Here is a 25,033-nt window from a genome sequence, read left to right as displayed (position 1 = left end):
ACGTAAAATATTCAATTTGTCTAATAATAGCTAATCAAAAAAAAACAAGATGGATATTTCCACCTTGTTTTTAACCTCGAATATAATCTTATACCCAACCTCTAAATCGGCTAGCTTCAGCCATTTTACGCGCACCTACCATATAAGCAGCTAATCGCATATTTACTTTTCTATTTACACTTGTTTCATAAATATTATTAAATGAACGTACCATAACTTTTTCTAATCGTTCTTCTACTTCTTCTTCAGTCCAGTAGTAACCTTGGTTATTCTGTACCCATTCAAAGTAAGAAACAGTTACGCCACCAGCACTAGCTAATACGTCTGGAACTAATAAAATATCGCGCTCCGTTAAAATCTTAGTAGCTTCAAGTGTTGTTGGTCCGTTTGCAGCTTCAACTACAATATTTGCTTTAATATTATGAGCATTATCTTTTGTAATTTGATTTTCGATCGCTGCAGGAACTAAGATATCACAATCTAATTCTAATAGTTCTTTATTTGAAATTGTATTATTAAATAGTTTAGTAATTGTACCAAAGCTATCTCTACGATCTAATAAGTAATCAATGTCTAAGCCGTTTGGATCATGAAGTGCACCATAAGCATCAGAAATACCAATAACTTTTGCGCCAGCATCATGCATAAATTTCGCTAAGAAGCTACCTGCATTACCAAATCCTTGGATAACAACTCGTGCACCTACTAAGTCAATACCTCTACGTTTTGCTGCTTCACGAATAACAATCGTTACTCCTTTAGCAGTAGCTGTTTCACGGCCGTGAGATCCACCTAATACTAATGGTTTACCAGTAATAAAACCAGGCGAGTTAAATTCATCTATTCTAGAATATTCATCCATCATCCAAGCCATAATTTGTGAGTTTGTAAATACGTCTGGAGCTGGAATATCTTTAGTTGGCCCTACGATTTGGCTAATTGCACGAACATAACCGCGGCTAAGTCTTTCTAACTCACGGAATGACATATCACGTGGATCACAAACGATACCACCTTTACCTCCACCATATGGTAAATCTACAATTCCACATTTTAAGCTCATCCAGATTGAAAGGGCTTTTACCTCATTTTCTGTTACATTTGGATGGAAACGGATACCACCTTTAGTTGGTCCTACTGCATCATTATGTTGAGCTCTGTAACCAGTGAAAATTTTCACTTGTCCATCATCCATGCGAACTGGAATTTTTACAGTCATCATACGAACTGGTTCTTTTAAAAGTTCATACATTTCATTTGAATATCCTAATTTTTCTAACGCTTCTTTAATAACTACTTGTGTAGGCGCTAGTACATCTAACTGTTCTTCAGTGTTGCTATTTTTCTCTGTAGATTTCTCGGCAACCATTGTAAACCCCCTAGAAATTTGAACTATGAAAAGATTCATTCATTCTGAAATTAGTATACAACTTTCCATCCCTTTTTGAAAGTTATAAACACATAGAAAACAAAATATAATATTCGTTTAATGTAAGCGTTTTCTAAGGTCATTATACTCCTATTTCCAAAATTTGAAAAGGAAAGAATCTGTAGAAATACAATATATTAATAAAAAATTTACAAAAGTAAAACCTCTCGTAATAAATTACTGAGAGGCTTTATTTTTAACGAAATAAAAATGCAGTTGTTCAATCGCATTTTCTGAGATAAGTTCTTTACCATATTCAATAATACGGTAAATTGTTCTTGTGGAAGGATTACCATATTCAGCTAAAATCGCATAAAATGTTTCACGATCTAGTCTTCCTATTTCATTCTCCTCGAACTTTAAGTAAAACGTATTTTCAAAAGAGAATAATCTCCCGCCTAAAGCATCACATGAAACCAATTTTTCAGAAAGTAGGATTAGATCATCTAAAGTAGAAAACTCGTACAATATATGTTCACTTTCATCTAGGATTACTTCCATCGAGATAAAATCGTCTTGAAATTCATCTTCCTCTTCTTCAATTTCATCGGATTTTGTTACAATTACAACCATTCCTTGAGCTTGAAGAGAGAAAACTTCAACGGATACTTTTCCATCTACTTCGAAACCTAGTTCTACGCTAGCTTCATGCATCATATCTTGAAAAAGCTGTTGAACTTTTGGTGCATTGTACCATAAGTCTTCTTTTGTCAGACCACGTTCAGATAAATCATCAGATGTAAGAAAAACTTTTATTTTATTGTAGTTCAACCGTTCCAACCTCATGAACTAGCCTCCTTGCTGCATTTACCATAGTACAGTTTATGTTTTTATATAATTTTGGTGATTCTAAAGTCAAAATTCATTTATAATTAAAATTCTGCTTTAACCATTCATCCCAGTTCGATTGCTGACTACCAATATAAAATTCCTGTATGGAATCCATAATTGGGCTCTCACAAGTTGAAACTGCGTGTCCACCAATTCCAATAATAATATCAGGTTTAATTTTTTTGATTATGATGGCTAGATCAATTGTTTTCTTTAAATTTTCTCTTAAAGTACACGTCATGATAAATCCAGCTGGATTCACTTCATTTATTACTTGTTCAACATCATTTGAATCAATTGATGCTCCTAAATAAATAACTTGAAAACCAATTCTTCTTAAATAGATCGTAAAAATTAATAAACCTAGTTCGTGCTTTTCTTCTGGTCCACAAACAGCGATTAACTTTGGCAAATGTTTATTGTTAGGTAAATTTTGATAAATCATCCCTAATCTCGTTCTCAAAAAAGATGTTGCAAAATGTTCATGGGCACTTGTAATTTCACCATTACGACATTTATCACCTATTAGTATGAAAACCTTAGAAATAATTTTAAATAATACTTTATCTACAGAAAAAAGACTAAAAGCGTCATTCACATAATTGTGGGCTTCACTTTCTTCAAAAGATAATAATGAAGAAACAATTCGATTTACTAGCGCATCGGATTGTAGATTTTCAGTGAGCGACCTGTCATTAGACGATTTATGCTCTTTTGCTTCATATAAATTAATTGCTTGTCCAATAGTAAATCCTTCATTAACTTTTTGAACGAGCCATTTTAATATATAAACATGTTCCTCTGTATATAGTCGATGGCCAGCATCATTTCGTACAGGACTTATGATATTATATCTTCTTTCCCAAGCTCTTAATGTGCCTGGTAATATCCCAACAATGTTAGAAATTGCTTTAATATTGTACTTTCCTATTTGGGCCAATTTTCTTTCCTCCTGCATGTAAACAAGAAACACTTATTTCATAACTTCAAAATTTAAAACTGTTATTGTGTTTTGTTTTCGAATTCCTTTATTGTTATATAGCTCCAAATATACCGTTTTCTGATTTCGATTTACATTTAATTGACTTCTTTCAAACAGATAAACTTGAATACTTTCAAAATTATTACTATTACTATCCGTGACTTCAGTATAGCTTGTTAAAATACTAAGATCGCCTTCATATCGCTCTTCAAGTGCAAAGTCTAAATGATCTCTTTTTGTTTTTACATCATCTAAACCAACAATTGAAAACTTTGTACCATTTTCAGTCTCAAATGAAGCACTTTTATTTTCTAAAATTGTAACTTTACAATCTAGTAATAATGCATTTAGATCCCTATAGTTGCCACTATAGTCAAGATCATTCCACAAAAAATAGACAGGAGCCATAGAAGATAAATAGCGGATGTTTTCATCATTATATTTTTTTGATTTCTTTTTTGAATAGCCGCTTAAGAGAATTAATGTATTATGATTGCAAATTTTTTCAATCTCACTCAATTTAAAAGGAATATCGCCTATATTTGGAATCCATATAAGCTGAATTGACTGTAATGAATCATCTAAGTGCTTTATTTTAATTTTTTTATTTGTAATTTCTAACTTACTTTTTCGATTAAACAATAGAATAATTGCTACTATTACTACGAATCCGATCAATGATAATAATTTTATTTTAATTTCCCCCTTGTAACTTAACCAATCAATAAAGCAAATGTCAGCTTGTTTCTCTGATTTTGCTTCATTCTCAAAAATCAACTTTATCTATTTCTTTTTGTTACAGTTCAAAGTGCTTTTATTTATTATACAAAAACTAGTAGAAATTGAAAAATTTTAAACAACAAAAAAACTTATATCCATTCTCAATGGGCATAAGTTTTTAAATTTGACTTAAATTTACTTTTGATTTAATTGCTTCCTAATTAAAGCAATAGCTTAATTTCTCAACAATGTTAAGTTCAGATAAACTTAAATCGTTTCAATTTTCCTTATAAGGATTTTAATGAATTGAATTGAAGCTAATTTTGCTTAGATTTCAAATTTCATTTTCTATTCCCCGCTTAACATTATTTATCCACATCGACATTTAATGGGATTTTTAATATCTGGCCTGGCGTCACTTCGATCCCATTTAAATGATTTGCATCTTGAATAATTTCTTCGCCATCACGATTACCATAATATTTCATTGAAATAGTATATAATGTTTCTCCTTTTTGGACTTCGTGATTAATCTCTTCCACTCCAACAGTTTCACTTGAATCTGTTCGAGGCTTTTCTACATTTTTTATCTCTTTTTTGATTGGTGCTTTTTTCTGAGTTTCATTCTTTTTTTGTTTTTTTAAATTATCGGTAGCAGCTAATTCAACTTTTTCAAATTTATTTGAAGGAATGATTAAACTTCCTTTTTCAGTAAAAATTTTATCATATTTACTATGTACAAACTTAACTACTCCAAATGGTAGCATGATAAAGATTATGACTAAAGCAGTGATTAAAGGATATTTAATTTTCCACCAAGGTCTTCGTTGATCCTCTTTTATTTTCATTGTCTCACTTCTTGGTGGTAGATTTAACAAATCAACTGCTTTAGGTTGATCATTTACTTTCTTATTTTTTAACTTCTTATTTTTTTTCTTTCGACTCAAGTCAGCTATACTATTAGTCTGAAGCTCATTTTTCATTCTTTGTCTTCACTTTCCAAACTTAATTTCATATACATTCCTAAAACATAATCTAAGATAAAATGTGCGATAAATACTATAACAATATTATTTGTTTTCAAATATAAGTAACCTAAGAAAAAACTTTCAATTAATACGATCGTTAGTAAAATTGGTTTTTTCACATAGCGAAAATGAACTAAAGCGAAAACGACTGATGCAATAATTAGTCCAAATTTAGCTTGAATAAATCCTCTAAAAAATAATTCTTCAGATAATGCAATCAAAATACAAAGTATTGTCATTTCAGGAACTGAAAGTGACGTAAAGAATCTTTTATTAAATCCACCATCATCCAACAAACGCTCTGGAATCGTATAATTTAATAAAATATTAAATAGGACGAGTGAAAATCCAGCACCGAATCCAAATAAATATGTTTTATAACTTTTAAATAAATGTAAATCATCTATAAATTTTTCTGTACCAATAAAAAAAGCAATACATAAAATAGCGATCACTAAAATGATTAACTGCGTACCATATACACTTTTCTTCAAATAGTTAACAGGAATTTCTTGACGGTTTAATTCACTTTCCATATAGATTCCTCACAGCCCCAATTTATTTCTTAATTCTTGTTCCCATGAAAGTACATTAGTATGTTCATTTTTCTCATGATCATTTGAACAATACTCATCAAACGAAATACCACAAATGTTACAGCAATTTATTGGTCTCTGTACTAACATTTCATCAAAAAGTAAAAGGTATTTTTCGCGATAACAAGTGGATGAATATAGAAAATCAATCATCGCTTTGAGTTTTAAATATTTTACTTTTTTTCGCTCCGAAATTAACTCTTTAATCGATTCTAATAAGCCATAATTTATTTTTTCTAAATACAAGTGTTCATTATCGATTACATTAAATTTAACCATTTCAGAATAAAGCGTTGTCCACTGTATTTCACTAAATTGAAAAACTGATTTCCAATTAGACACAAGCGTTTCAGTCAATTTGATCAGATTTTCTTCCAATCTTTTTAAATACGCTATAAAAGACTCAACTTGATTCACAGTAAGGATTTCGTCATCAATTAGCCTTAGTGGTAACTCATGATCTTCTTCACATACAATTAGTATTGCAATACTAGGTTCACCATCACGGCCGGCACGTCCAATTTCTTGAAGATAATTCTCAATATTTGACGGATACTGATAATGAATCACAAACCTTACATTTGGCTTATTAATCCCCATACCAAAAGCACTTGTACAAACTATGATATCTATTTGATTTTGTATAAATTGTTGTTGAATTAAAATTCTTTGTTCATGTTCCATTCCACCATGATAATAAGCAACTTTGCAATTTAACTTTTCTCTTATGGTATGTGAAATTTTCTCACAAGCAGCTCTTGTACCACAATAGACGATGCCTGGACCTGTTAATTTAGAAAGATGGTCAGTTAGAGACTTGAGCTTTTCTATTTCAGAATCTACTTTTTCAACTTGAATTGCTATGTTCTTTCTATTAACAGAATTGATATATTTTTGAACATGTTTTAACTGTAAAGTTTCGATTATTTCTTCCCGCACATTTTTGCTAGCTGTAGCGGTTAAAGCTAAAACCGTCGGATTATTTAATTTCCGCTTTATTTCCCCTAAAGTTTTATATTCTGGTCTAAAATCATGCCCCCACTGTGATATACAATGTGCTTCATCAACAACAAATAACGAGATCTTAGACACAGAAAGCTTTTGAATTAAAAATTGATTTTGTAACATTTCAGGCGAAACAAAAATAAACTTATAGCTGCTAATATTATTAAATAAATACTTTTTTTGCTCAAAACTTCTAAAGCTATTTAGTGCAATGACTCGTTTATCCCCAAATGCTTTAATTTGTTCTACCTGATCCTCCATCAGAGAAAGTAATGGTGATACGATTACTACAACGCCTGGCAATAGTAGCCCTGTTAATTGATATAATAATGACTTCCCCCCACCTGTAGGGAGCATTGCTAAAACATCCTTTGAGTTTAACAAGTCATTAATAATTTCTTTTTGGTTATTTCGAAAACTTGAATAACCGAATTTTTCGTATAGGACTTTATTTAGGTCCATGTAAATCACCCATTCTTGCAAGAGTAATACGAATTTGAAAATATGTTACCTCATTTAATAAAGCTTCTTTAATAATTTTTAATTTCCTTGTATTTAGATCAATAATTTTATTTTTTATTAAAGTAAATTGTTTTGCTGTAATAAATTGATTAATTGGAAATAATTTATCACCTAATACACACTCAACAATATGATCCTCTATTGTACTAATCTTTAAATTACGAATCGCAGCTATTTCTTGAATTGTTTTACCCTCAGTAAATAATCGCTTCGTTTCAATTGAGGTATTCGTAATATTAGTACTCTTATCTCCTTTAATAAATTTACTTAAAAAAGGATAATTATTGTTAGGTTCAACTAAAATAGTGATCATATGATGCAAAGTATTAATCGATTTAAGATAAATTTTTTCAACACTTACTTTGTGTTCTGATGCAATTTGTTCAAAAGTCATGCCATAAGCGTTTGCCCCAGACAATCGTTGCACAAATAGTAATGCGTCTTCGTCACTTATATTTTCTAAAATTGTATGTAATTCTTTGTAAAATTGATTAACTAATTCGTTTTTATTCCCAGTAAAATTAAGAATCTCATTTTTTACCCATTCTTGTATATCTTGGTCTTGAATAACTGCCCTAAAATATTTTAAATTCACATTCAGATTGGACACCGTTTGAAAAAACAATGAAAATCTTTTCCAAAATATCTTTTGAATACTAGAAAACCTTAGACCGTTTATATATGAAAATTCCATAAACTGTAATTTTTGTTCTGCTAGATAATCTTGACCATTTTTATTTAACAAATAAATATTTTTATTTTCAGATTGACTTATAAATCCTTTAACCTCTAACCCATTTATAATTTCTTGCATATTCTGATGAGTAAGGAAATGAAAAAGTCCGAAAAATGATGTGACATGATAAAAATGAGAATCTTGAATAATTTGAGCACTTTGTTTACCTTTTAATAAATACATTATACCTTGGATCGTTCGTTCACCATTATATCGATGAAGTAAAAAAAGGATGATTTCTTCCAATATTGATAGTTTAGACATCATAAACCTCTCAAATAAAATTATTCCATTAATATATTTGAATATTTTTTCGAATAATAATTAGTAGTACAAAAATATTTGTGCATTTTTTCTAAATAGTTTTTATTTCTTCTAGCTTATCATATGTATCAATAACCAAACCATTTTAAAGATATAAAAATCATTATTTATTTTATTTGAGATTTCATCATTTCTCGTTTTTTTCAAAACCTTGTACAATTATATTGAAAAGTTTTGGAAACCGTTTTAAAATGTTTACAGGTACATTACAAAAATAGTATCTGTAACAAAAACAGGGAATAATTTGGGAGGTCAATACAATGGCAAAATATACAATCGTTGATAAAGACACTTGTATCGCATGTGGCGCATGTGGCGCAGCTGCACCTGATATCTATGACTATGATGATGAAGGGATCGCATACGTTACTCTAGATGATAACCAAGGAATCGTTGAAATTCCAGACGTTTTAGTTGATGACATGATGGATGCATTTGAAGGATGCCCAACAGACTCAATCAAAGTTGCTGACGAATCATTCGATGGCGACGCTTTAAAATTCGAATAGTAAAAACTGCGGCGAAGTTATTTCGTCGCTTTTTTTATTTTTTCAAATTTAAAACGAGCTTTCCATGTCTCCCCTTATATTAGTTCATAAGAAAGAAAAATAAGCCATAGAAACATCCAGTTTTATCTTCTGTTTCGAATGAAGGATCTAAAGGATGAACTATTTCTCTTTAGTTGACGATATCCCCTTTTAAAACATCCCTATTTCTACTGTTCTGGGCTTCCTGGTAATTTCTAAGTCACTCACTGTACAAAAATCTGGATCTATCCTTCTTTATTTTATTAAAACAATGGTCATCGTACATAATCAATACTCCTTCTTAATTATTTCCTTTATTTACATATTCAGAATAATCTAATAACTTGTTATAATAGACAAAACATCAAGAGAGGATGAACAGCATGGAACAGATGACAATTACCGAGAAAAAAACATTTTTAAACAAGTTCTTAGAGAAAAATCAGGTAAAAAAAGACATCGAGTTGATTTTACAATATCTCCTTGCTGTTGATGAAGTACTAACAAACATCTCGTTTGTAGATGATGCAAAGAGTACACCGAATGGCATTGTAATTAATTTTCGAAAGGATAACTACTCTAACTACTCTTACCCTCAGGTTTCGTATTACGAATATAGTAAAAAGATCGAAATGTCGCCGGAATCGATTTACCATAAACTTCGATTACACGGGAAGGATACAGCGTTTTATCTTGAGTTGTTATTTGATGTGATGCCGATCAAGTACGCTTTGATTTTAGATACCAATCCATTTTCGACAACTAATTTTGAACCAAACGAAGAGGTGCAAGCAGAAATCGATGCGTTTCTTTCATCGCTTATAGCTCAAACTTCACGCACACTTCTTCTTCGTCAAATTGACAAAGCACTAGATGAGAGGAATGAACAACAATTTCTTTTGTTATCCTCTCAGCTAATAAACTAAAAAATAAACCATCTATCGTTCGATAGATGGTTCTCTTTTTTTAGATAACGATCAAAATCTAACACCGTTTTTCATTAGAAATTAATATCTTTATTAATTTAAATAGTGTTTTAAAAAACAAAAAGTGTCTACCAAAATTTAGTAGACACTTTCATTTATTTATACGTTATGGACATTCATTCTTTGAGTTAACCAAACCTTTAATTTAGGGTAGATAACTAAGAATAAGATCATGATTAACAGACCTTTAATTGCATTAAATGGCATAATTGATGTGACAATTACTTCATTTGGTAGGTTAAAATTCATGAAATGTGCATATGCAGGTAATAACACAAAATAATTTAATAGGCTTAAAATCCCCGTCATTACTACAGTACCAACGATTAATCCAAGAGTTAAACCTTTTACTGAACGATATTTTCTAAAGAAATACGACGCAGGTAAAATGTATAATACTCCAGCACTAAAATTAGCAAATTCCCCTATTGGTACGCCAGTCATACTACCATTTATAACGTAGTGAAGGATGTTTTTTATTAACTCTACGCCAATTCCAGCTACAGGACCAAAAACAATTGCTCCTATTAGTGCCGGAACCTCACTAAAGTCAATTTGTAGCCATACTGGGAATGCAGGAAGTGGAAAATCCAGCATCATCAGAAGATAAGAAATACTGCTAAGCATTGCTACTACTACCATTTTATTTACTTTGTTGCGTTGTTGCATAATACCTCTCTCCTTTTTCCCGATCATATCAAGAAAAATGAAAGGTTCGCTTAAGAAGCGTTATTATTTGCACATATTATAATAAGTCCAAATTAAAAAAATGAAAAAATAGTATAAAATTATGCAAATAAAATAAAATCCCCTATTTTTTGAAATAGGGGAGAATTTTCAGCGCGCCAAATAAGCGTTCAAAAAGAAAAATTTTTTGAACTTGCGAACCTCCATCTTCTCCCATCCAGACTATACTGTCGGCTCTAGAATCGCACTAGATCCTGCCCAAAAATTCAGGCTCGCGGGCTTATAAGCAATGCTTAATTACCGCCGGTGGGGAATTTCGCCCCGCCCCGAAGATAGATCGTTTATTAAATTACAGTTTAATGTTACTAAATTAAATACAGTTTGTAAATAAAAATCTCCAACTAATCATTTAGTGCATTATTTAGATTTTCTTGACAAAATCTTACTAACGGAATATCCTTTTGATCGTTCGCATACAACAACAAAACAACTGTTGTATAGACGGCTTTAAACTGAGCTAGTTTCTTTGACGCTTCCGAAACATTACCATAAATACTAAAAAACGCACCTCTCATATCGTTCGGAATTAGACTATAAATAATAGATAAATCTAATTCACGATTTCCGATATGAGCATCACCCCAATCAATAATTCCTACAAGTTGATTCTGTTCATTAACAATCATATTCTTAAAATGTAAATCACCATGAACAAGAACTAAGGGTGTCTCACTTTTCATTTCAACTAAGCTTCCAATATATTGTTTAATTTTTTGTTCATCTTCAATTAGTTTCTTCTGTATTGCTTGTTGTATATATTTTTTAGCCTGAGGTTTACGGAAGTTTATATCTAATCTCTTCAACTCATCATACGGTAAATTAATCCCCTTTAATTCATCGAATTTTATTGAATGCAAATTTTTCAAGAAATTTGCGATTGGTTCAATCATTAAAATTCTCTCAGTTCTATTTAAATAAATTGGAGGCTTTCCCACAATAAAATTATATCCTAAAAATGGCCAAGGAAATAATTCAGATGGTTTTCCATCTAGTATTGGTACTGTTGTCTTCAATTCAAAATGATTATTTATAATTGGGAGTAATTTTCTTTCAACGTTTAATATTGCTACAGCTATTTCTCTTCGCGGAAATCTTAGTAAAATTTCATCATTTAAACAAAAAACAGTATTGTCAAATCCTTCACCAATTTTTTCTATTACATTTATTTTTATTTCTGGGAATTGTATCTTTATTATTTCTTTCGCTAATTCCTCTTCAATTACAATCGCCGGATCCCATATATTAGTCATTTCTTTCTCCTTAAAATAAAAAATAGAACTTCACATATAAATGTACTTTACCAAATTTATTAGTAATTTACATTTAAAGTAGAAGTTCTAAAAACAATCGGTCTTTTTAACACTAATTATTAAACTAATAAGGCCAAATAAATGTCTAAGGATTTGAAACTATTTTTAATTCATGAAAATTTTTATCTAATATTATATCCTTTAATTTCTCTCGATTCCCTCCGATAAATAAAAGGCCAATCGTTAAAACAAACACAACTATCAACAAACATCTCCTAAGAAAATCAAACATTATTTGCCTCCTACCTGAGAAATGTTAATTCATTAAAAAATTAGACTATGCGCATAAATCATTTCAAATCTTTAACTCTTTTTTATGTATATTACTTAAGAAGTATTGAGCAAATCGAATTTGTAAACGCCAAAAACATACTTTTACTAACATACACTCAATCATTCTATGATTGAAAAAAATTATTTATACAAAAAAAATAGCGATTGATTAGAAAAATTTAACTATTCAAACGCTATTTTTATTATTTATTTTTTATCAGTTCGAAATACGATAGCTCCTCTTTCGTATTCAACATCCTTAATATTTAAACGGGTGTTGATTACCCTTGCAAGTGCAAAGAAATAATCAGATAATCGATTCAAATATAAAAATACTGGAAGATGAATGTTTTCTTGCTTCATTAATGTTACGACCGTTCTTTCTGCACGTCTCGTTACCGCTCTTGCTTGATGAATGATTGCAGCAGGTTTTGACCCACCAGGTAAAATAAAACGCTGTAATGGGGGAGTTGCTTCCATATATTCATCTATTAATGTTTCAAGCTCTTCAACCATTTTCTCTGTCGTTTTAAAAGGGATGCTATCCTTTACTACTGCCAAATCTCCACCACAGTCAAATAGTTCATGTTGGATCTTTTGAAGTGCATTGTATATATCTCTCGTATCTTCATGATCTAAATATGTCATTGCGTACCCAACGATTGTATTTACTTCGTCAATTGTCCCGTAAGACTCTACCCTTAAATCATCTTTATCTACTCGTTTACCTACTAAGCTAGTCTGACCTTTATCCCCAGTTTTTGTATAAATTTTCATGAAAAACCTCTCCTTTTTTCAATTTTAATTTACAATACATTACTTTTATAAATAATAACCTTTTTATTTGTTTCGGGATTATCTAAAATTTGAAAAGATGTGTCATATAAACCTTTTAATAAATTTTCACTTAAAACTGCGTCTGTTTTTCCTTCGATATAAATTTTTCCGTCCTTTAATCCTAATAATCGATCACAGTAAAGACTTGCTAAATTTAAGTCATGAAAAACAGTTACAATCGTTTTATTTTCTTTTTTTTGTAATTCCTTTAAAACGTCTAAAATTTTAATTGTATGCATTAAATCTAAATGGTTACTTGGTTCGTCTAAAAAAATATATGGTGTTTCCTGAGCAAAGCATTGAGCAAGAAATACTCTTTGACGCTCACCACCACTAATTTCATTTATGAAGCTTTTTTCCATCTTCTTAGTACCTGTCATCATCATTGCATTATTGACCGCAGTTTCATCGATTGTGGACCAAGTAGGAAAAAAGGAAGACGAATGAGCAAGACGTCCAAGTTTAACTGTTTCTTTTACCTCATAAGAATATGTATAGGAATTTTGTTGCGATAAAACAGCAATCTTTTTTGCTATTTGTTTATTAGACATACTAGAAACAAATTCTCCATCCAACATTACATTTCCTTTAGACGGCTTAAAAAGTCCACAAAGAATATTTAAAAACGTTGACTTTCCACTCCCATTTGGACCTATAATTCCTAGCCATTCTCCTTGATTAATAGAATATGACAGTTCATCCAAATCAGTATGAATTCCATCATATGAATATGAGATATCTTGACATTTGATCATACTTTTCCCCTATTTCTTTTCAAAGATAGTAATATAAAAGCAAATATTGGAGCACCAATTAATGAAGTAATTACCCCGATTGGTAACTCTCTTGGGGCTAAAACAACTCTCGATAATATGTCAGACCCGATTAAAAATATTGCGCCATTTATCATCGATAAAGGAAGTAATTTTTTATGTAATGGTCCTACAAGTGTTCTAGTAAAATGGGGAACAACTAATCCTACAAATCCAATTGTTCCAGAAACAGCTACTGCTGCACCAGATAAAATACTTCCAGTCAACAAAATTAAATAAGTGGATTTTTTCACATCAATTCCGATATGTTTTGCATTTGTGCTACCGAATGTCATCGCATCTAGCTGCCTATTTTGACTAAATAAAATTAAGAAAGAAATTATGAAAAACGGTAATAAACTAAGAGAGTACTGAATGCCTCTCCCACCAATATTACCCATTAACCATCCAATTACTGCACGTAATTCATTATTTGAAAAAGTTATAAATAATGATAATAATGCAGAACAAAATGAACTTATTATAATACCACCTAATATGATTGTCTCTACATTAAGAGAGCGGTCTAGTTTTCGAACAAATAGTAATAACAAGATGAGTGTACCAAATCCAAATAATATACTAACTACTGGCAATGTAAAATAAGTTACAAAGGGTAAGCTTATTTGAAAAAACAAAACAACCACCGCTCCTACAGAGGCACCTGAAGAGACACCTAATGTAAAAGGGTCAGCTAATGGATTTTTAAGTATTCCTTGAAACGCTACACCTGCTAATGAAAGACATGCACCGACTAAGGCAGCTAACATTACTCTTGGCACTCGTATATTCATAACAATTGTTTGTATATCTGCTGGGACATAATCAGTTTTAAATAGAGCATCTGAAAAGCTAGAAATAATAGAAGAAAAGGGAATCGATGTAGACCCGATCGAAACCCCTAAAATAAATAAAAAAATTAATATGATAACTGGAATTAAAAAGATTAAATATGTATTATTTAAAAAGCTCTGGGTATACCGCCTTTGCAATTGCTTCGACTCCCTCTGCAAGTCTTGGACCTGGTCTAGATGTTGTATCTGCATTTATATCATATACACGTTTATTTTTAATTGCATTTACTGTTTGCCAGTTTTTTCTAGCCATTACAGTTTTTTCTAAGTTTGGAGCGAAATCTCCATAAGTTGTTAAAATCACATCAGGATTCGCTTTGATCGCTGATTCCTCACTATACTGTACCCATCCCTTTTCGTTTTCCGCTATGTTTTTAGCATGAATAATCGAAATCATTTCATCTAGGAAAGTACCTTTACCTGCAGTATATATTTCCGGTGGTCCTGATATTTCAAGCCAAACCTTTGGATTTGTAGATGCTTTTGCTGTTTTTTTACTAATTTCATCTAATTTCGTTTTCATGCCACTTATAACTTTTTTAGACTGCTCAGTTTTTCCCGTTATTTCACCAACTTGTAGAATTGTATCATAAACATCATTAATAGTTGCAGCATTTTTTACGACAAAAACATTAATTCCAGCTTGTTTTAATTGTTCTAAACCGTCAGCAGAAATCCCTAAACTTGATTCATGTGCTAAAACTAAATCAGGTTTTAATGAAATAATTTTTTCAACATTATACGTCATATCGGCATTATTTCCGCCGACTTTTTCAATTGTTTTTACTTCTTTTGGATAATTGTCAAAATCCGTTACCCCTATAACATCCTTGCCCTCTCCAATCGAAAACAAGATTTCCGTATTACTAGGAATTAGTGATACTATTTTTTTAGGTGCCTCTTTAAAACTAATTTCTTTGTTCGTTGCATCTTTCACAGTCATTGGAAAAGTTGCTTGTTCACTCTTACTTACATTCGATTTTTTTTGCGTCGTATCATTATTACAACCAAATAAACCTAAACACAATAACATAATGATTAAACTTGATAAAAACTTCTTCATTTAAATCCTCCTAATATAATTGGAAAGCATAAAAAAACCCCATTCATTTTGAACGGGGCTGAAACAACATATATATACAAGAAATCTTGCAACTGCTGCTTCAAATTCTTACTCCCCGAAGAATTGAACAAGGATGAATTTAGCAGGTCTACTGACTTTGTTTCAACCTACTCCGACCTTCCCATTCTTTCGAACAGTGGATATTCGTTTCGTCCACATTACAGTTGCGGGGACAGTTCTGGATTATACCAGATTCCCTTTTAAGCAATACTTGCACTAAACTCATCAATATTTCATTAATTCAATCGTAAGATAAATCGGGTAAGAATTCAATTATTTTATTTATATGTTTATTATTTTACTAACCATCTATTTGTTTTTTGTGTGTTTTGCAGAAATTTTGTCTCTAAACATTATGGTAATATGTTTTATATGAAACAAGATTACTCTACATCTTTTTCGTTCATTCGTAAATTATGCGGTATTTTAACTTTAAATGTCGTTCCCTGTCCTTCTTCACTATAGACTTGGATGGATCCACCATGTGCTGTAACAATATTTTTAACGATTGATAAACCTAAACCCGTTCCACTTCTACCTCTTGTACGAGCTTTATCCGCTTTATAAAAACGTTCAAATACAAATGGTAAATCTTCATTTGAAATACCTGCACCTGAATCAATAAAATTAAATGTAGTTGATCTTTCATTTTGATTTACTGAAACAATTATTCTTCCATTTTCATTCGTATGTCTTATTGCATTATCAATTAAATTTGTAAAAACCTGTTCCATTCGATCCTCATCTATGTAGATATTTAAATGTGGAACGTTGTCGATTTCACCAAATAGTTTAATATTCTTTTCCTTTGCTAACCCTTTAAACTTGCGTAAAATTCGATCTACAAATTGTACTAGAGGAACGAACTCTCTATTTAATTCAGTAAAACCGTTCTCCATTCTTGCTAGATCTAACAAATCATTTACTAATCGACCCATTCTAAGTGACTCATCATAAATGATTTGTGACAATTCTTGCATTTCTTCTTTGGATTCTGCTACACCATCTACAATCGCTTCGCTATAACCTTGTAATAAAGAAATAGGCGTACGTAACTCATGAGAAACATGCGCTATAAAATCTTTTCTCATCTTTTCTAAACGTCTTTGCTCTGTAACATCTCGAATCACCGCTACAACGCCTCTTATATTTGTTTGATTATAAAGAGGCGACATTAAAACTTGCCAATTGCCTTGATCGAAATTTAATTCAATAAATTGCTTTTTCTCACTTTCGACTACTAATACAAATAAATCTAATAGTTCCTTCGTTAAAACAAGAGAAGAGGGTTCTTCTAACTGATCATCATTAAGCATTTTCAAAAAGCGCTCAGCTGGTGGATTTGATGTCACGATTTGACCTTCTTTATCAATCGAAATTACACCATCTACCATACTTGTAATAATATTAGAAACTTTCTCCTTTTCTTGTTTTAATTCATTCATATTAAAATTTAATTGTTTACTCATCTTGTTAAATGAATAAGCAAGTTCTCCAATTTCATCACTCGAATGGATTGGTACTTTCACATTAAAATTCCCTGAAGTCATACTACTTACAACTTCTTTCATCTTTCTAAGTGGTGCTGTAATTTTAGAGGAAAGAAAGAATGAGAAAAATGTTGTTAATACGATTCCAATCGATGCCGCAAGCAAGACAAAATTAGTCGTTTGGTGAATCATCACTTTTACAGGTTGTAATGTTTGGTATATAAATACAGCTCCATTTTTTGAGTTTGTATTTAACGGAACACCCACTACTAATTTTTCTCTCTCACTATTTTCACCGTAAACAAGTCTTTTACTGACCTCTTTATTTTCAGTTAACGTTTTATTTAAGATTTCATCATTTTTTATTTCTTTAAAAGGTAGCTCCTGTATGCCATATGTATTATTTGAATACCATGGCTCTTGACCGTCAATAGAAATGATTACTCTTGAATATCTACTAACAATATTATTTGACAAATACTCAATATTTGAGAGTGGTTGACCATTTTCTATTAATTGTGCAATTTTCGTGGCATCATCTTTCATATTTTGTACTTGAAGGTCAATGTAAAATTTTTCAAAAAATCCTATTAAGACAAATGTCAAGAATGATAATACAAGAGAGACTAGTAAGATAATTGTCAGCCAAAGCTTTCCAACTAAACTTCTTACGATCATTACTCCTGACCTACTTCAAATTTATAACCTACACCCCAAACGGTAACGATCATTTTCGCAGCATCCTCAGAGCTTTTACTTAGTTTTTCCCGCAGACGTTTTACATGTGTATCTACGGTACGTAAATCTCCGAAAAAATCATATTGCCAAACTGATTTCAATAATGTTTCACGATCAAATACTTTGTCAGGTGCCTTAGCTAAAAACAACAGTAGTTCATATTCTTTTGGTGTTAAACTGATTTCTTCTCCTTCAACAATTACTTTATGAGCGTCATTATCAATCGTTAAATGTGGAAACACAACGATATCCTTCGCTGAAGTATTGTCTGAAGTAAATACTGGTACTGGTGAAGAGCGCCTTAATAGAGCTTTTACTCGAAGAACTACTTCACGCGGACTAAATGGTTTTACGATATAATCATCTGTACCTACTTCAAAACCTTGAACTCGGTTTGTTTCTTCACCTTTTGCCGTTAACATGATCACAGGCGTTGTTTTTGTTTTTCGTAATTCCCTACAAACTTCAATTCCATCAATTTTAGGCATCATCAAATCTAATACGATTAAAGAATATTCATTCTTCAATGCTAAATTTAAAGCATCCTCACCATTTTCAGCTTCATCAATACTATATCCATCACGTTCCAAATACATTTTTAATAATCGTCTAATACGATCTTCATCATCTGCTATTAGTATTTTTATATTTTGATCCATAATTTCGACCCCCTCTTCATAATTTTACATAATAAAAATTGGATATTCTAGTATAATTTGTGAACATTTTTACATAATTCTTAGAATTTATTATTTCCATAAAATAGTGAAAAAAAACTAGAAAGCAAGAGTACCATTTCTAGGGAGCCAAATTTAAATACATATGAACGTAAAAATATAAATTAGAAAAAAAGCCCTGTAAAGGAAGTTTTATTCCTTTACAGGGCTTTTTATTAATTACGCATAAGAGTGTAAGCCTGCAATGATTAAGTTAACAGCGATTAAGTTAAACATAATAATTGCAAATCCTAGTACAGCTAACCAAGCAGATTTTTCACCTTGCCAATTTCGTTTGAAACGAAGATGTAGAAACACTGCATAGAATAACCATGTTATTAATGCCCAATCTTCCTTTGGGTCCCAGCTCCAGAACTTTGTCCAAGCAATTTGAGCCCAAATCATAGCAAAGATTAGTCCACCAAGTGTAAATACTGGAAAACCAATCGCTACAGCACGGTATCCGATTTCGTCTAATAATTCACTATCGACTTTTTGTACAAAAGGCTGTAAAAATGCGCCAATTCGTTTTCTTAAAATTAAACGGATGATTGCATATAATGCTGCTCCAGCAAAAATTGACCAAATTACAGTGTTCAATTTTTTAGCATTAACCATAGCAGGCATTTCTGCAAGTGCTTCAAATTTATCTTTTGTAGTCAATTCACCTTTATGTGGACCAACAAGTGATGGAAGATTATAGACCATTTCTTCTTGTACTTTATCTTTATTAACCCAATTATATTTAGCTTCGTATCCAGATGCAGTAAATGCTGTTGAAATAACGACGAAACCAACTACCGTTACTAAGAAATATAAAACTGCTTCTAGCCAAAATGTTTTCTTTGTTGATACTTTTTGATCGATATTTTTAATTAAATAAATTAATCCTGTAATAAAGCTAATCGCTAAAATAGCTTCCCCTAAAGCTGCAGTCGTTACATGGATATGTAACCAATAGCTTTTTAAAGATGGAACTAATGGTTTGATTTCATGTGGAAATACTGATGCATAAGCAATGATGATAATTGACAACGGTAATGCGAATAATCCAATTATATTTAAGCGATACATAAAATAAATCATGATAAACGCAAAAATTAACATCATTCCAAAGAATGTAATAAATTCAAATAGATTACTTACAGGTGCATGTCCAGCAGCAATCCATCTTAAAATAAAATAAGTAATTTGCGATAAGAATCCTATTAATGTAATCGTAATACCAATTGTACCCCATCTATTAGGACCATTATCATTTGTTTTCATCGAGCCGCCAAAAAAGAAAGTAGCTACTATATAACAAATAAACGCGATAAATAAAAAATTACTACTTAGCTCGTACATATTTTCCCCCTAGTTAAACACTATTCATTAGCTTGTTGATCGACCGGCAATTCTATTTTTGTGTCTCCAAACACTTTCTTTAATTCCATCTTTAAACCATAATAGTTTTTATTTGTAAATGCCGCAACCCAAACTTCCCCATCTTGATTCTGAATCCAAATGCGTCGGTGATACCAATACATACCTTGAATTACACCAATCATAAAGATTGCTCCTCCAAGTCCTAGTAACCAAAGAGTTAAATCTTTACGAACTGTTAAACCTGTTGAATCTTTAGTTTCAATACCTGCAAATGACATTTTATATTTGTTTTCACCATTTGGTTCAATATTTTGTTTGATCGCAACAAATGCTACTTCACCTTTTGGTGTTTTTGGAGTAGTCATTTTAAATACAAACGCTGGATTGTTTGGTTTTCTTGTTTTTGTATCAGGTTGACCATCAGAGTTAAAATAGAAATCTGGAAAATAATTTTTAAGTTCTACTTTATATCCATTTTTTAAGTCATATACTTCTTTTGGATTTTGTAAATCTACTGTTATAGGCCCTAATTTTTCACCTGTTTGTTTATTTTGTAATGTAAATAAAAATGCACTAAATTCACCAATTCGATAATCTACTTGATATAGAGCGAAGTTTTGGAATTTTAGAGGTTCATTAACTTTAATACTATAATCTTTTACTTTTTTAAGTTTTGGATCTTCTCCTGGTATTAAATTTCCTTCGCGTTTATACAATGTAACATCGGCTTGATAGTTTTTTGGTATTTTATCATTTCCAAAGCGCTCAATCGCTTTTTTATAAACTTTACCTTCTTTATCTTTATCATACGTTTCCATATGGAAATCATTTAATTTAATATAATAGTTTTGGTTTGTACCAACGACAGGTTTTAATTCGCCTTCTTGAACCCATAGAGCCTTATCCATATACATTCCTGGTACATATCTCATCATTACCCCAATAAGGAAGATAATTAACCCTATATGGTTTACATATGGACCCCAACGAGAGAAACGACCTTTTTCTGCTAAGATATTGCCGTTTTCTTCACGTATTTTATAACCTCTTTTACGTAAATTAACTTTAGCTTTTTCTATTTCGTCTGGAATATGATCAACTCTACTAATTCCAAACATTTTTTGTCTTTTTAAAAAGTTTGGATGTCTAGTAACAGTTTGTTTGTTTAGAGCTTTATAGAGTGGTAAAATTCGATCTAAACTACAAATTACTAGTGATATCCCAATCGATGCAACAAGTAACATGAACCACCAAGAGTTAAACGTATTATCCAAACCAATTGCATCGTATATTTTACCAAAGATTCCATATTCATCTTGATAATATGTTGCAGGATTCGCAGTAGGCGGTAGTAGATCTCTTTGCGGAAAAATAGTACCTAATGCTGCTGCTACTAGCGTAATTAGAATGATTACAACAGCTACTTTTACAGATGAAAAAAACGTCCATATTTTATCTATATAAGTTTGATTATTAACGATTGATCTTCTAGCAGTCCCTTCATAGCGCATATCAAGTATGTCGGTTGCTTTTTCATCTTGAGGTTTACCACATGACTCACATATTACAGTACCTACATGATTAAGATGACCACATTCACATTTAAAAGTCTCCATTTTATTTCCCCTTACTAATGTACACTCATCATTTTGGCAATATTTCTTTAATATAACTTTCAAAAGAATTTGGTGTCATTTGACCAGTTACGATTCTCTTTATTGTCCCATCCGGACTTACAAAAAACGTAGTTGGTAAAGGGTTAACACCATATGTATTTAAAACCTCTTGATCTTTATCTATTCCGACTGGAAAATTAAGTTTATAATCGCTTACAAATCTTTCTACTGAAAATTTAGATTCATCTGCGTTCATTGCAAGTAACTCGATACCTTTTCCCTTATATTTCGAATAGATTTCATTCATAAAAGGCATTTCTCGCTTACATGGCTCACACCAAGTACCCCAAAAATTAACAATTACGCCTTTTCCCTTTTCACCTGAAAGAGTATATTTTTTACCAGTATTCAGCTCCGTCATAGCAAAGTTTGGTGCTTTACTTCCTTTAGTAATAACTTCATCTTTCTTAAAGAAATTTATGTAAAAAGTATAACCAATTGCACAAACCAAAACTAATAGGATAATCGTTCGAATTAACGTTCTATTTTTCTTCATATATACAGTTCCTCCCATATGATAGAATATCATTATTTCCTATTCTTGAATAGAAATTTGATACGTTTCAAAAAAGACTAAATTTTCAATCTTTTATCCTGAAATATTAAATGTTTATAGCAAAGAAAAAACTCGGTATTTACCGAGTCGTAGTGAAAAAAATAGGATATCAGACTGTATTAAAACCATTTTCTAAAAATGTTAACCGGATTATAAATAAGTACTTTAAATAGGTTAGGTAACTAAGTAAGAAAGTAGTGATCAACAGTCTGACTTATAATTAGCGTGGCTTTGCTGTAGCCATTGCTCTTAGTTTTTTCACTTCATGAGGTGATAGTTCTCTTGCATCACCAGGAGTTAATCCGCTCAAATCTAAAAACGCATATCGTTCACGTTTTAACTTCATAACTGGAGTACCAATCGCTTCAAGCATTCTCTTGACTTGACGGTTTCTCCCTTCATGAATGATCAGTCTTATAATTGCAGTATTTTTGCTTTTATCAAGTGAAATCATTTTAATTTGAGCTGGAGCCGTTTTCCCATCCTCAAGTACAATTCCTCTTTCTAATTTACGTAACTGCTCTTTAGTTGGAATACCTTTTACTTTTGCGATATATTCTTTATCTATTTCATATTTTGGATGTTGAAGTAGATTTGAAAATTCTCCATCATTTGTTAATAGAATGATACCCGATGTATCAAAATCCAATCTACCAATTGGATAAATACGTTGTTTAATCATTGGAAAAAAGTCTGTTACAACTTTTCTACCTTTATCATCTGAAACACTTGAAATTACACCTGATGGTTTATATAAAAGGAAGTAAACTGGTTCTTCTTTATCAATCGGAATCTCTTCCACTTCAACACGATCGTTACCACTTACTTTTACACCTAACTCAGTAACAACCTGACCATTTACTTTCACTTTTCCTTCTTTAATTAACTCTTCTGCTTTACGACGAGAAGCAATTCCCGCTCTAGCAATAACTTTCTGTAATCTTTCCATTCGATCATTTCACCTCTTCAACCATCATACAGATTTATACAATTGAAAACAAGTGCCAGCTACAAGGTTTTTTGTGAATAAAGTGAGTTAAACACCAAATCTAAACCTTGATTCCATTTTTCAAGTAGTGCCCCATCGTCATTTTTCCCCTTAATCCCTTGTTCCTTATTCCTTCTCTCAATATCATATTTTTAAAAATCTATCATATAATTTACTAGATTTGCAGAAATGAGGTAATAGATATGAATTTAACTTTAAAACACTCCTCAGCTTTCGACCGGTCTAAAATTATTACGCCAGGTAGTGTCCTTATTACTAAAAAGAATGAAACAGTCTATATGCTTGTATTTGAGGAAAATGAAGACGATTTCCCGTATGTTCTTGTCTCATTAACCGATGCTAGACTAGTCCAAAATTATGACATTATGCCAACCCTAGGAGATATTGAAGATTGGATTGGTGAAGTCACAATGGTAACTCAAAAAAACAAACTATCTATTACAATACAAGCAAATTACTAGTTTGCTGTTTAATCTATTAAGAACCCGTCAATAATATAATAAGTAAAATGAAAAAGGAGCTTACTATATGAATTATTCTTTTAATCCAGCAGTAAAATATAATTCAGTTGGTTCGTTTAAATTAGGCGATGTATTTTTCACTTCCGATAAACCTTCAAAGGCATACAAATTAATCTATGACTCTACAGAAACTAATTTCCCTTATATTTTATTATGCTTAGATGATGCCATTTCAATTCAAAGCTTTGATGATATTCCAACAATTGAAGATATTGAAGAAAATATTGGAGAAATTAAATTCACCGTTCCAAAAGAAAAATTACTTCTTGTGATCAATTAAGTTTTTTAACATTTTGTTGATTTAAATTTTAAGTTATATCTAGTAATCATTAGCAACATTAATTAAAAAGGCCATAAATTAGTTAATCAAAAACGCCATCAAAATTAGGATGACGTTTTTTTCATTCTGTTGAAAAACGAATTAAGGAGCCTGCATGAGGTTGATTTCCACTACATGATGCCCACTTACCTTGGGGTGAGATTCTTGTTTATCTTTTTTAAATGATATTATTTTGATTTGTTCATTTCTCAATCCATTTTACAATTAGTCTTCGAGATTCTTGTGATGTTCGCTCTAATTTATGAATGATCCGTGGTCTTTTTTGCAGTTTAATTTTATTTGCAGTTTCGACTTTTTTATTTGCAGATCTGCCATTTTTAATTGCAGTTTTAGCTTTTTTATTTGCACTCACTTAATTTTTTTTGCAGTTTTGACCTTTTTAATTGCAGTTTCACCTATTTTATTTGCACTCTAGCATGATCTTTTTTCCAACAGTCTAATATAAAAAAACGTCATCCATTTAAGATGACGTTTTTCAATATTAAGCAAATACGCTTTCCAACGTTTCGTCTGTTTGCTCGCTCCAATATTTTAACCATTTTTTTGCGCCTTCAAGGTCGTGAAGTTTTGCTTGGCCGCATTGAAGCTCATTTGCAGCAGGTACTTCTTCAACTTGTAGTCCAAGTTCAGCTGTTTTACGTAATAATGTGATTACTTCTGAAATAGAAGGTGTACCAGCGATTATTAAATAAAATCCTGTTTGGCATCCCATTGGTGATAAATCAATAATTTTAAAAGGGTCACCAGCTGGTACTGCTTCACGAACGTTTAAAGCTAATAAATGTTCTAAAGTGTGAATTGTATCTGGCTTCAGTGCTTGCTTATTTGGTTGGCAAAAACGAATATCATATTTTGTAACAACTCCATCTGTACCAACTGCATGAGTTCCACAGTGTCTAACGTAAGGAGCAACAACTTTTGTGTGATCTAATTCAAAACTTTCAACTGATGGCATATTTTATTTCCTCCTAAATTAC

At 31.3% G+C, this 25,033-nt stretch carries 25 protein-coding genes and 2 riboswitches; of the genes, 4 read left to right on the top strand and 21 right to left on the bottom strand.

Annotated elements, in window-relative coordinates; genetic code table 11:
- Positions 1–88 precede the first annotated feature (88 nt).
- The 8 genes from EP747_RS04465 to EP747_RS04430 all read right to left on the bottom strand — a co-directional run bounded on the left by EP747_RS04465 (position 89) and on the right by EP747_RS04430 (position 8,113).
- Positions 89–1,369: a Glu/Leu/Phe/Val family dehydrogenase gene (locus EP747_RS04465; protein WP_129688699.1), complete on the bottom strand. Its 1,281-nt coding sequence runs from the start codon at positions 1,367–1,369 to the stop codon at positions 89–91.
- Positions 1,370–1,606: 237 nt separating this feature from the next.
- The gene (locus EP747_RS04460) at positions 1,607–2,215 is read right to left on the bottom strand and encodes a genetic competence negative regulator (protein WP_025672362.1); all 609 of its coding nucleotides are present in this window, start codon (positions 2,213–2,215) and stop codon (positions 1,607–1,609) included.
- Between the two features lie 76 nt (positions 2,216–2,291).
- Entirely contained in the window at positions 2,292–3,200 is a 909-nt protein-coding gene (locus tag EP747_RS04455) for a MerR family transcriptional regulator (protein ID WP_091021083.1), read from the bottom strand.
- Positions 3,201–3,233: 33 nt separating this feature from the next.
- The gene (locus tag EP747_RS04450) at positions 3,234–4,019 is read right to left on the bottom strand and encodes a hypothetical protein (RefSeq protein ID WP_129688698.1); all 786 of its coding nucleotides are present in this window, start codon (positions 4,017–4,019) and stop codon (positions 3,234–3,236) included.
- Between the two features lie 308 nt (positions 4,020–4,327).
- Positions 4,328–4,945 carry a LysM peptidoglycan-binding domain-containing protein gene (locus tag EP747_RS04445; RefSeq protein ID WP_129688697.1) on the bottom strand — a complete coding sequence of 206 codons (618 nt, stop codon included), beginning with the start codon at positions 4,943–4,945 and terminating at the stop codon, positions 4,328–4,330.
- Entirely contained in the window at positions 4,942–5,526 is a 585-nt protein-coding gene (locus EP747_RS04440) for a CPBP family intramembrane glutamic endopeptidase (protein ID WP_129688696.1), read from the bottom strand. The genes EP747_RS04445 and EP747_RS04440 overlap by 4 nt, the downstream gene beginning before the upstream one ends.
- 9 nt (positions 5,527–5,535) lie before the next feature.
- Entirely contained in the window at positions 5,536–7,053 is a 1,518-nt protein-coding gene (locus EP747_RS04435; protein WP_129688695.1) for a RecQ family ATP-dependent DNA helicase, read from the bottom strand.
- Complete coding sequence (locus EP747_RS04430) at positions 7,040–8,113, bottom strand: helix-turn-helix domain-containing protein (RefSeq protein WP_165346840.1); 1,074 nt, start codon at positions 8,111–8,113, stop codon at positions 7,040–7,042. Before EP747_RS04430 ends, EP747_RS04435 begins: the two co-directional genes overlap by 14 nt.
- A gap of 320 nt (positions 8,114–8,433) precedes the next feature.
- On the opposite strand from EP747_RS04430, the gene EP747_RS04425 reads away from it, so the two are divergent.
- The gene (locus EP747_RS04425; protein WP_056466764.1) at positions 8,434–8,682 is read left to right on the top strand and encodes a ferredoxin; all 249 of its coding nucleotides are present in this window, start codon (positions 8,434–8,436) and stop codon (positions 8,680–8,682) included.
- A gap of 401 nt (positions 8,683–9,083) precedes the next feature.
- Positions 9,084–9,626, top strand: a complete 543-nt coding sequence (locus EP747_RS04420; RefSeq protein ID WP_165346838.1) for a YpiB family protein — start codon at positions 9,084–9,086, stop codon at positions 9,624–9,626.
- A 159-nt stretch (positions 9,627–9,785) separates the two neighbouring features.
- On the opposite strand, the gene EP747_RS04415 is transcribed toward EP747_RS04420, so the two are convergent.
- The 12 genes from EP747_RS04415 to rluB form a co-directional block, all read right to left on the bottom strand.
- Complete coding sequence (locus EP747_RS04415; protein WP_088010708.1) at positions 9,786–10,355, bottom strand: ECF transporter S component; 570 nt, start codon at positions 10,353–10,355, stop codon at positions 9,786–9,788.
- Positions 10,356–10,574: 219 nt separating this feature from the next.
- A riboswitch (FMN riboswitch) is annotated at positions 10,575–10,711 on the bottom strand.
- 63 nt (positions 10,712–10,774) lie between these two features.
- Positions 10,775–11,683, bottom strand: a complete 909-nt coding sequence (locus EP747_RS04410; RefSeq protein ID WP_129688693.1) for a phosphotransferase — start codon at positions 11,681–11,683, stop codon at positions 10,775–10,777.
- A 540-nt stretch (positions 11,684–12,223) separates the two neighbouring features.
- Positions 12,224–12,793 carry a cob(I)yrinic acid a,c-diamide adenosyltransferase gene (locus tag EP747_RS04405; protein ID WP_129688692.1) on the bottom strand — a complete coding sequence of 190 codons (570 nt, stop codon included), beginning with the start codon at positions 12,791–12,793 and terminating at the stop codon, positions 12,224–12,226.
- A gap of 29 nt (positions 12,794–12,822) precedes the next feature.
- On the bottom strand, positions 12,823–13,608 hold the full coding sequence (locus tag EP747_RS04400; protein WP_129688691.1) for an ABC transporter ATP-binding protein: 786 nt from the start codon (positions 13,606–13,608) through the stop codon (positions 12,823–12,825).
- Positions 13,605–14,657 carry a FecCD family ABC transporter permease gene (locus tag EP747_RS04395; protein WP_129688690.1) on the bottom strand — a complete coding sequence of 351 codons (1,053 nt, stop codon included), beginning with the start codon at positions 14,655–14,657 and terminating at the stop codon, positions 13,605–13,607. Before EP747_RS04395 ends, EP747_RS04400 begins: the two co-directional genes overlap by 4 nt.
- Entirely contained in the window at positions 14,623–15,582 is a 960-nt protein-coding gene (locus tag EP747_RS04390) for an ABC transporter substrate-binding protein (protein WP_129688689.1), read from the bottom strand. Before EP747_RS04390 ends, EP747_RS04395 begins: the two co-directional genes overlap by 35 nt.
- 123 nt (positions 15,583–15,705) lie before the next feature.
- Positions 15,706–15,878: riboswitch (cobalamin riboswitch) on the bottom strand.
- 147 nt (positions 15,879–16,025) lie between these two features.
- Entirely contained in the window at positions 16,026–17,810 is a 1,785-nt protein-coding gene (locus EP747_RS04385; protein WP_129688688.1) for an ATP-binding protein, read from the bottom strand.
- A complete protein-coding gene (locus tag EP747_RS04380; protein WP_129688687.1) occupies positions 17,810–18,529 on the bottom strand; it encodes a response regulator transcription factor in 720 nt (239 codons plus the stop codon). Before EP747_RS04380 ends, EP747_RS04385 begins: the two co-directional genes overlap by 1 nt.
- 237 nt (positions 18,530–18,766) lie before the next feature.
- On the bottom strand, positions 18,767–19,933 hold the full coding sequence (gene ccsB / locus EP747_RS04375; protein ID WP_129688686.1) for a c-type cytochrome biogenesis protein CcsB: 1,167 nt from the start codon (positions 19,931–19,933) through the stop codon (positions 18,767–18,769).
- A gap of 20 nt (positions 19,934–19,953) precedes the next feature.
- A complete protein-coding gene (gene resB, locus EP747_RS04370; protein ID WP_129688685.1) occupies positions 19,954–21,570 on the bottom strand; it encodes a cytochrome c biogenesis protein ResB in 1,617 nt (538 codons plus the stop codon).
- Positions 21,571–21,598: 28 nt separating this feature from the next.
- A complete protein-coding gene (resA, locus tag EP747_RS04365) occupies positions 21,599–22,126 on the bottom strand; it encodes a thiol-disulfide oxidoreductase ResA (protein WP_129688684.1) in 528 nt (175 codons plus the stop codon).
- Between the two features lie 280 nt (positions 22,127–22,406).
- Positions 22,407–23,135 carry a 23S rRNA pseudouridine(2605) synthase RluB gene (gene rluB / locus EP747_RS04360; protein WP_129688683.1) on the bottom strand — a complete coding sequence of 243 codons (729 nt, stop codon included), beginning with the start codon at positions 23,133–23,135 and terminating at the stop codon, positions 22,407–22,409.
- Positions 23,136–23,377: 242 nt separating this feature from the next.
- Between rluB and EP747_RS04355 the strand changes: the two genes are divergently transcribed.
- A complete protein-coding gene (locus tag EP747_RS04355; RefSeq protein ID WP_129688682.1) occupies positions 23,378–23,656 on the top strand; it encodes a hypothetical protein in 279 nt (92 codons plus the stop codon).
- Positions 23,657–23,723: 67 nt separating this feature from the next.
- Positions 23,724–23,996, top strand: a complete 273-nt coding sequence (locus EP747_RS04350) for a hypothetical protein (RefSeq protein ID WP_088010721.1) — start codon at positions 23,724–23,726, stop codon at positions 23,994–23,996.
- A gap of 541 nt (positions 23,997–24,537) precedes the next feature.
- Here the strand turns inward: EP747_RS04350 and EP747_RS04345 are convergent.
- On the bottom strand, positions 24,538–25,011 hold the full coding sequence (locus EP747_RS04345) for an S-ribosylhomocysteine lyase (RefSeq protein WP_129688681.1): 474 nt from the start codon (positions 25,009–25,011) through the stop codon (positions 24,538–24,540).
- Positions 25,012–25,033 lie beyond the last annotated feature (22 nt).

Source organism: Gottfriedia acidiceleris (assembly GCF_004138285.1).
GTDB lineage: Bacteria > Bacillota > Bacilli > Bacillales > Bacillaceae_G > Gottfriedia > Gottfriedia acidiceleris_A.
The sequence above is the reverse complement of the archived record's forward strand: the minus strand, read 5'-3'. Positions and strand labels throughout refer to the sequence as shown.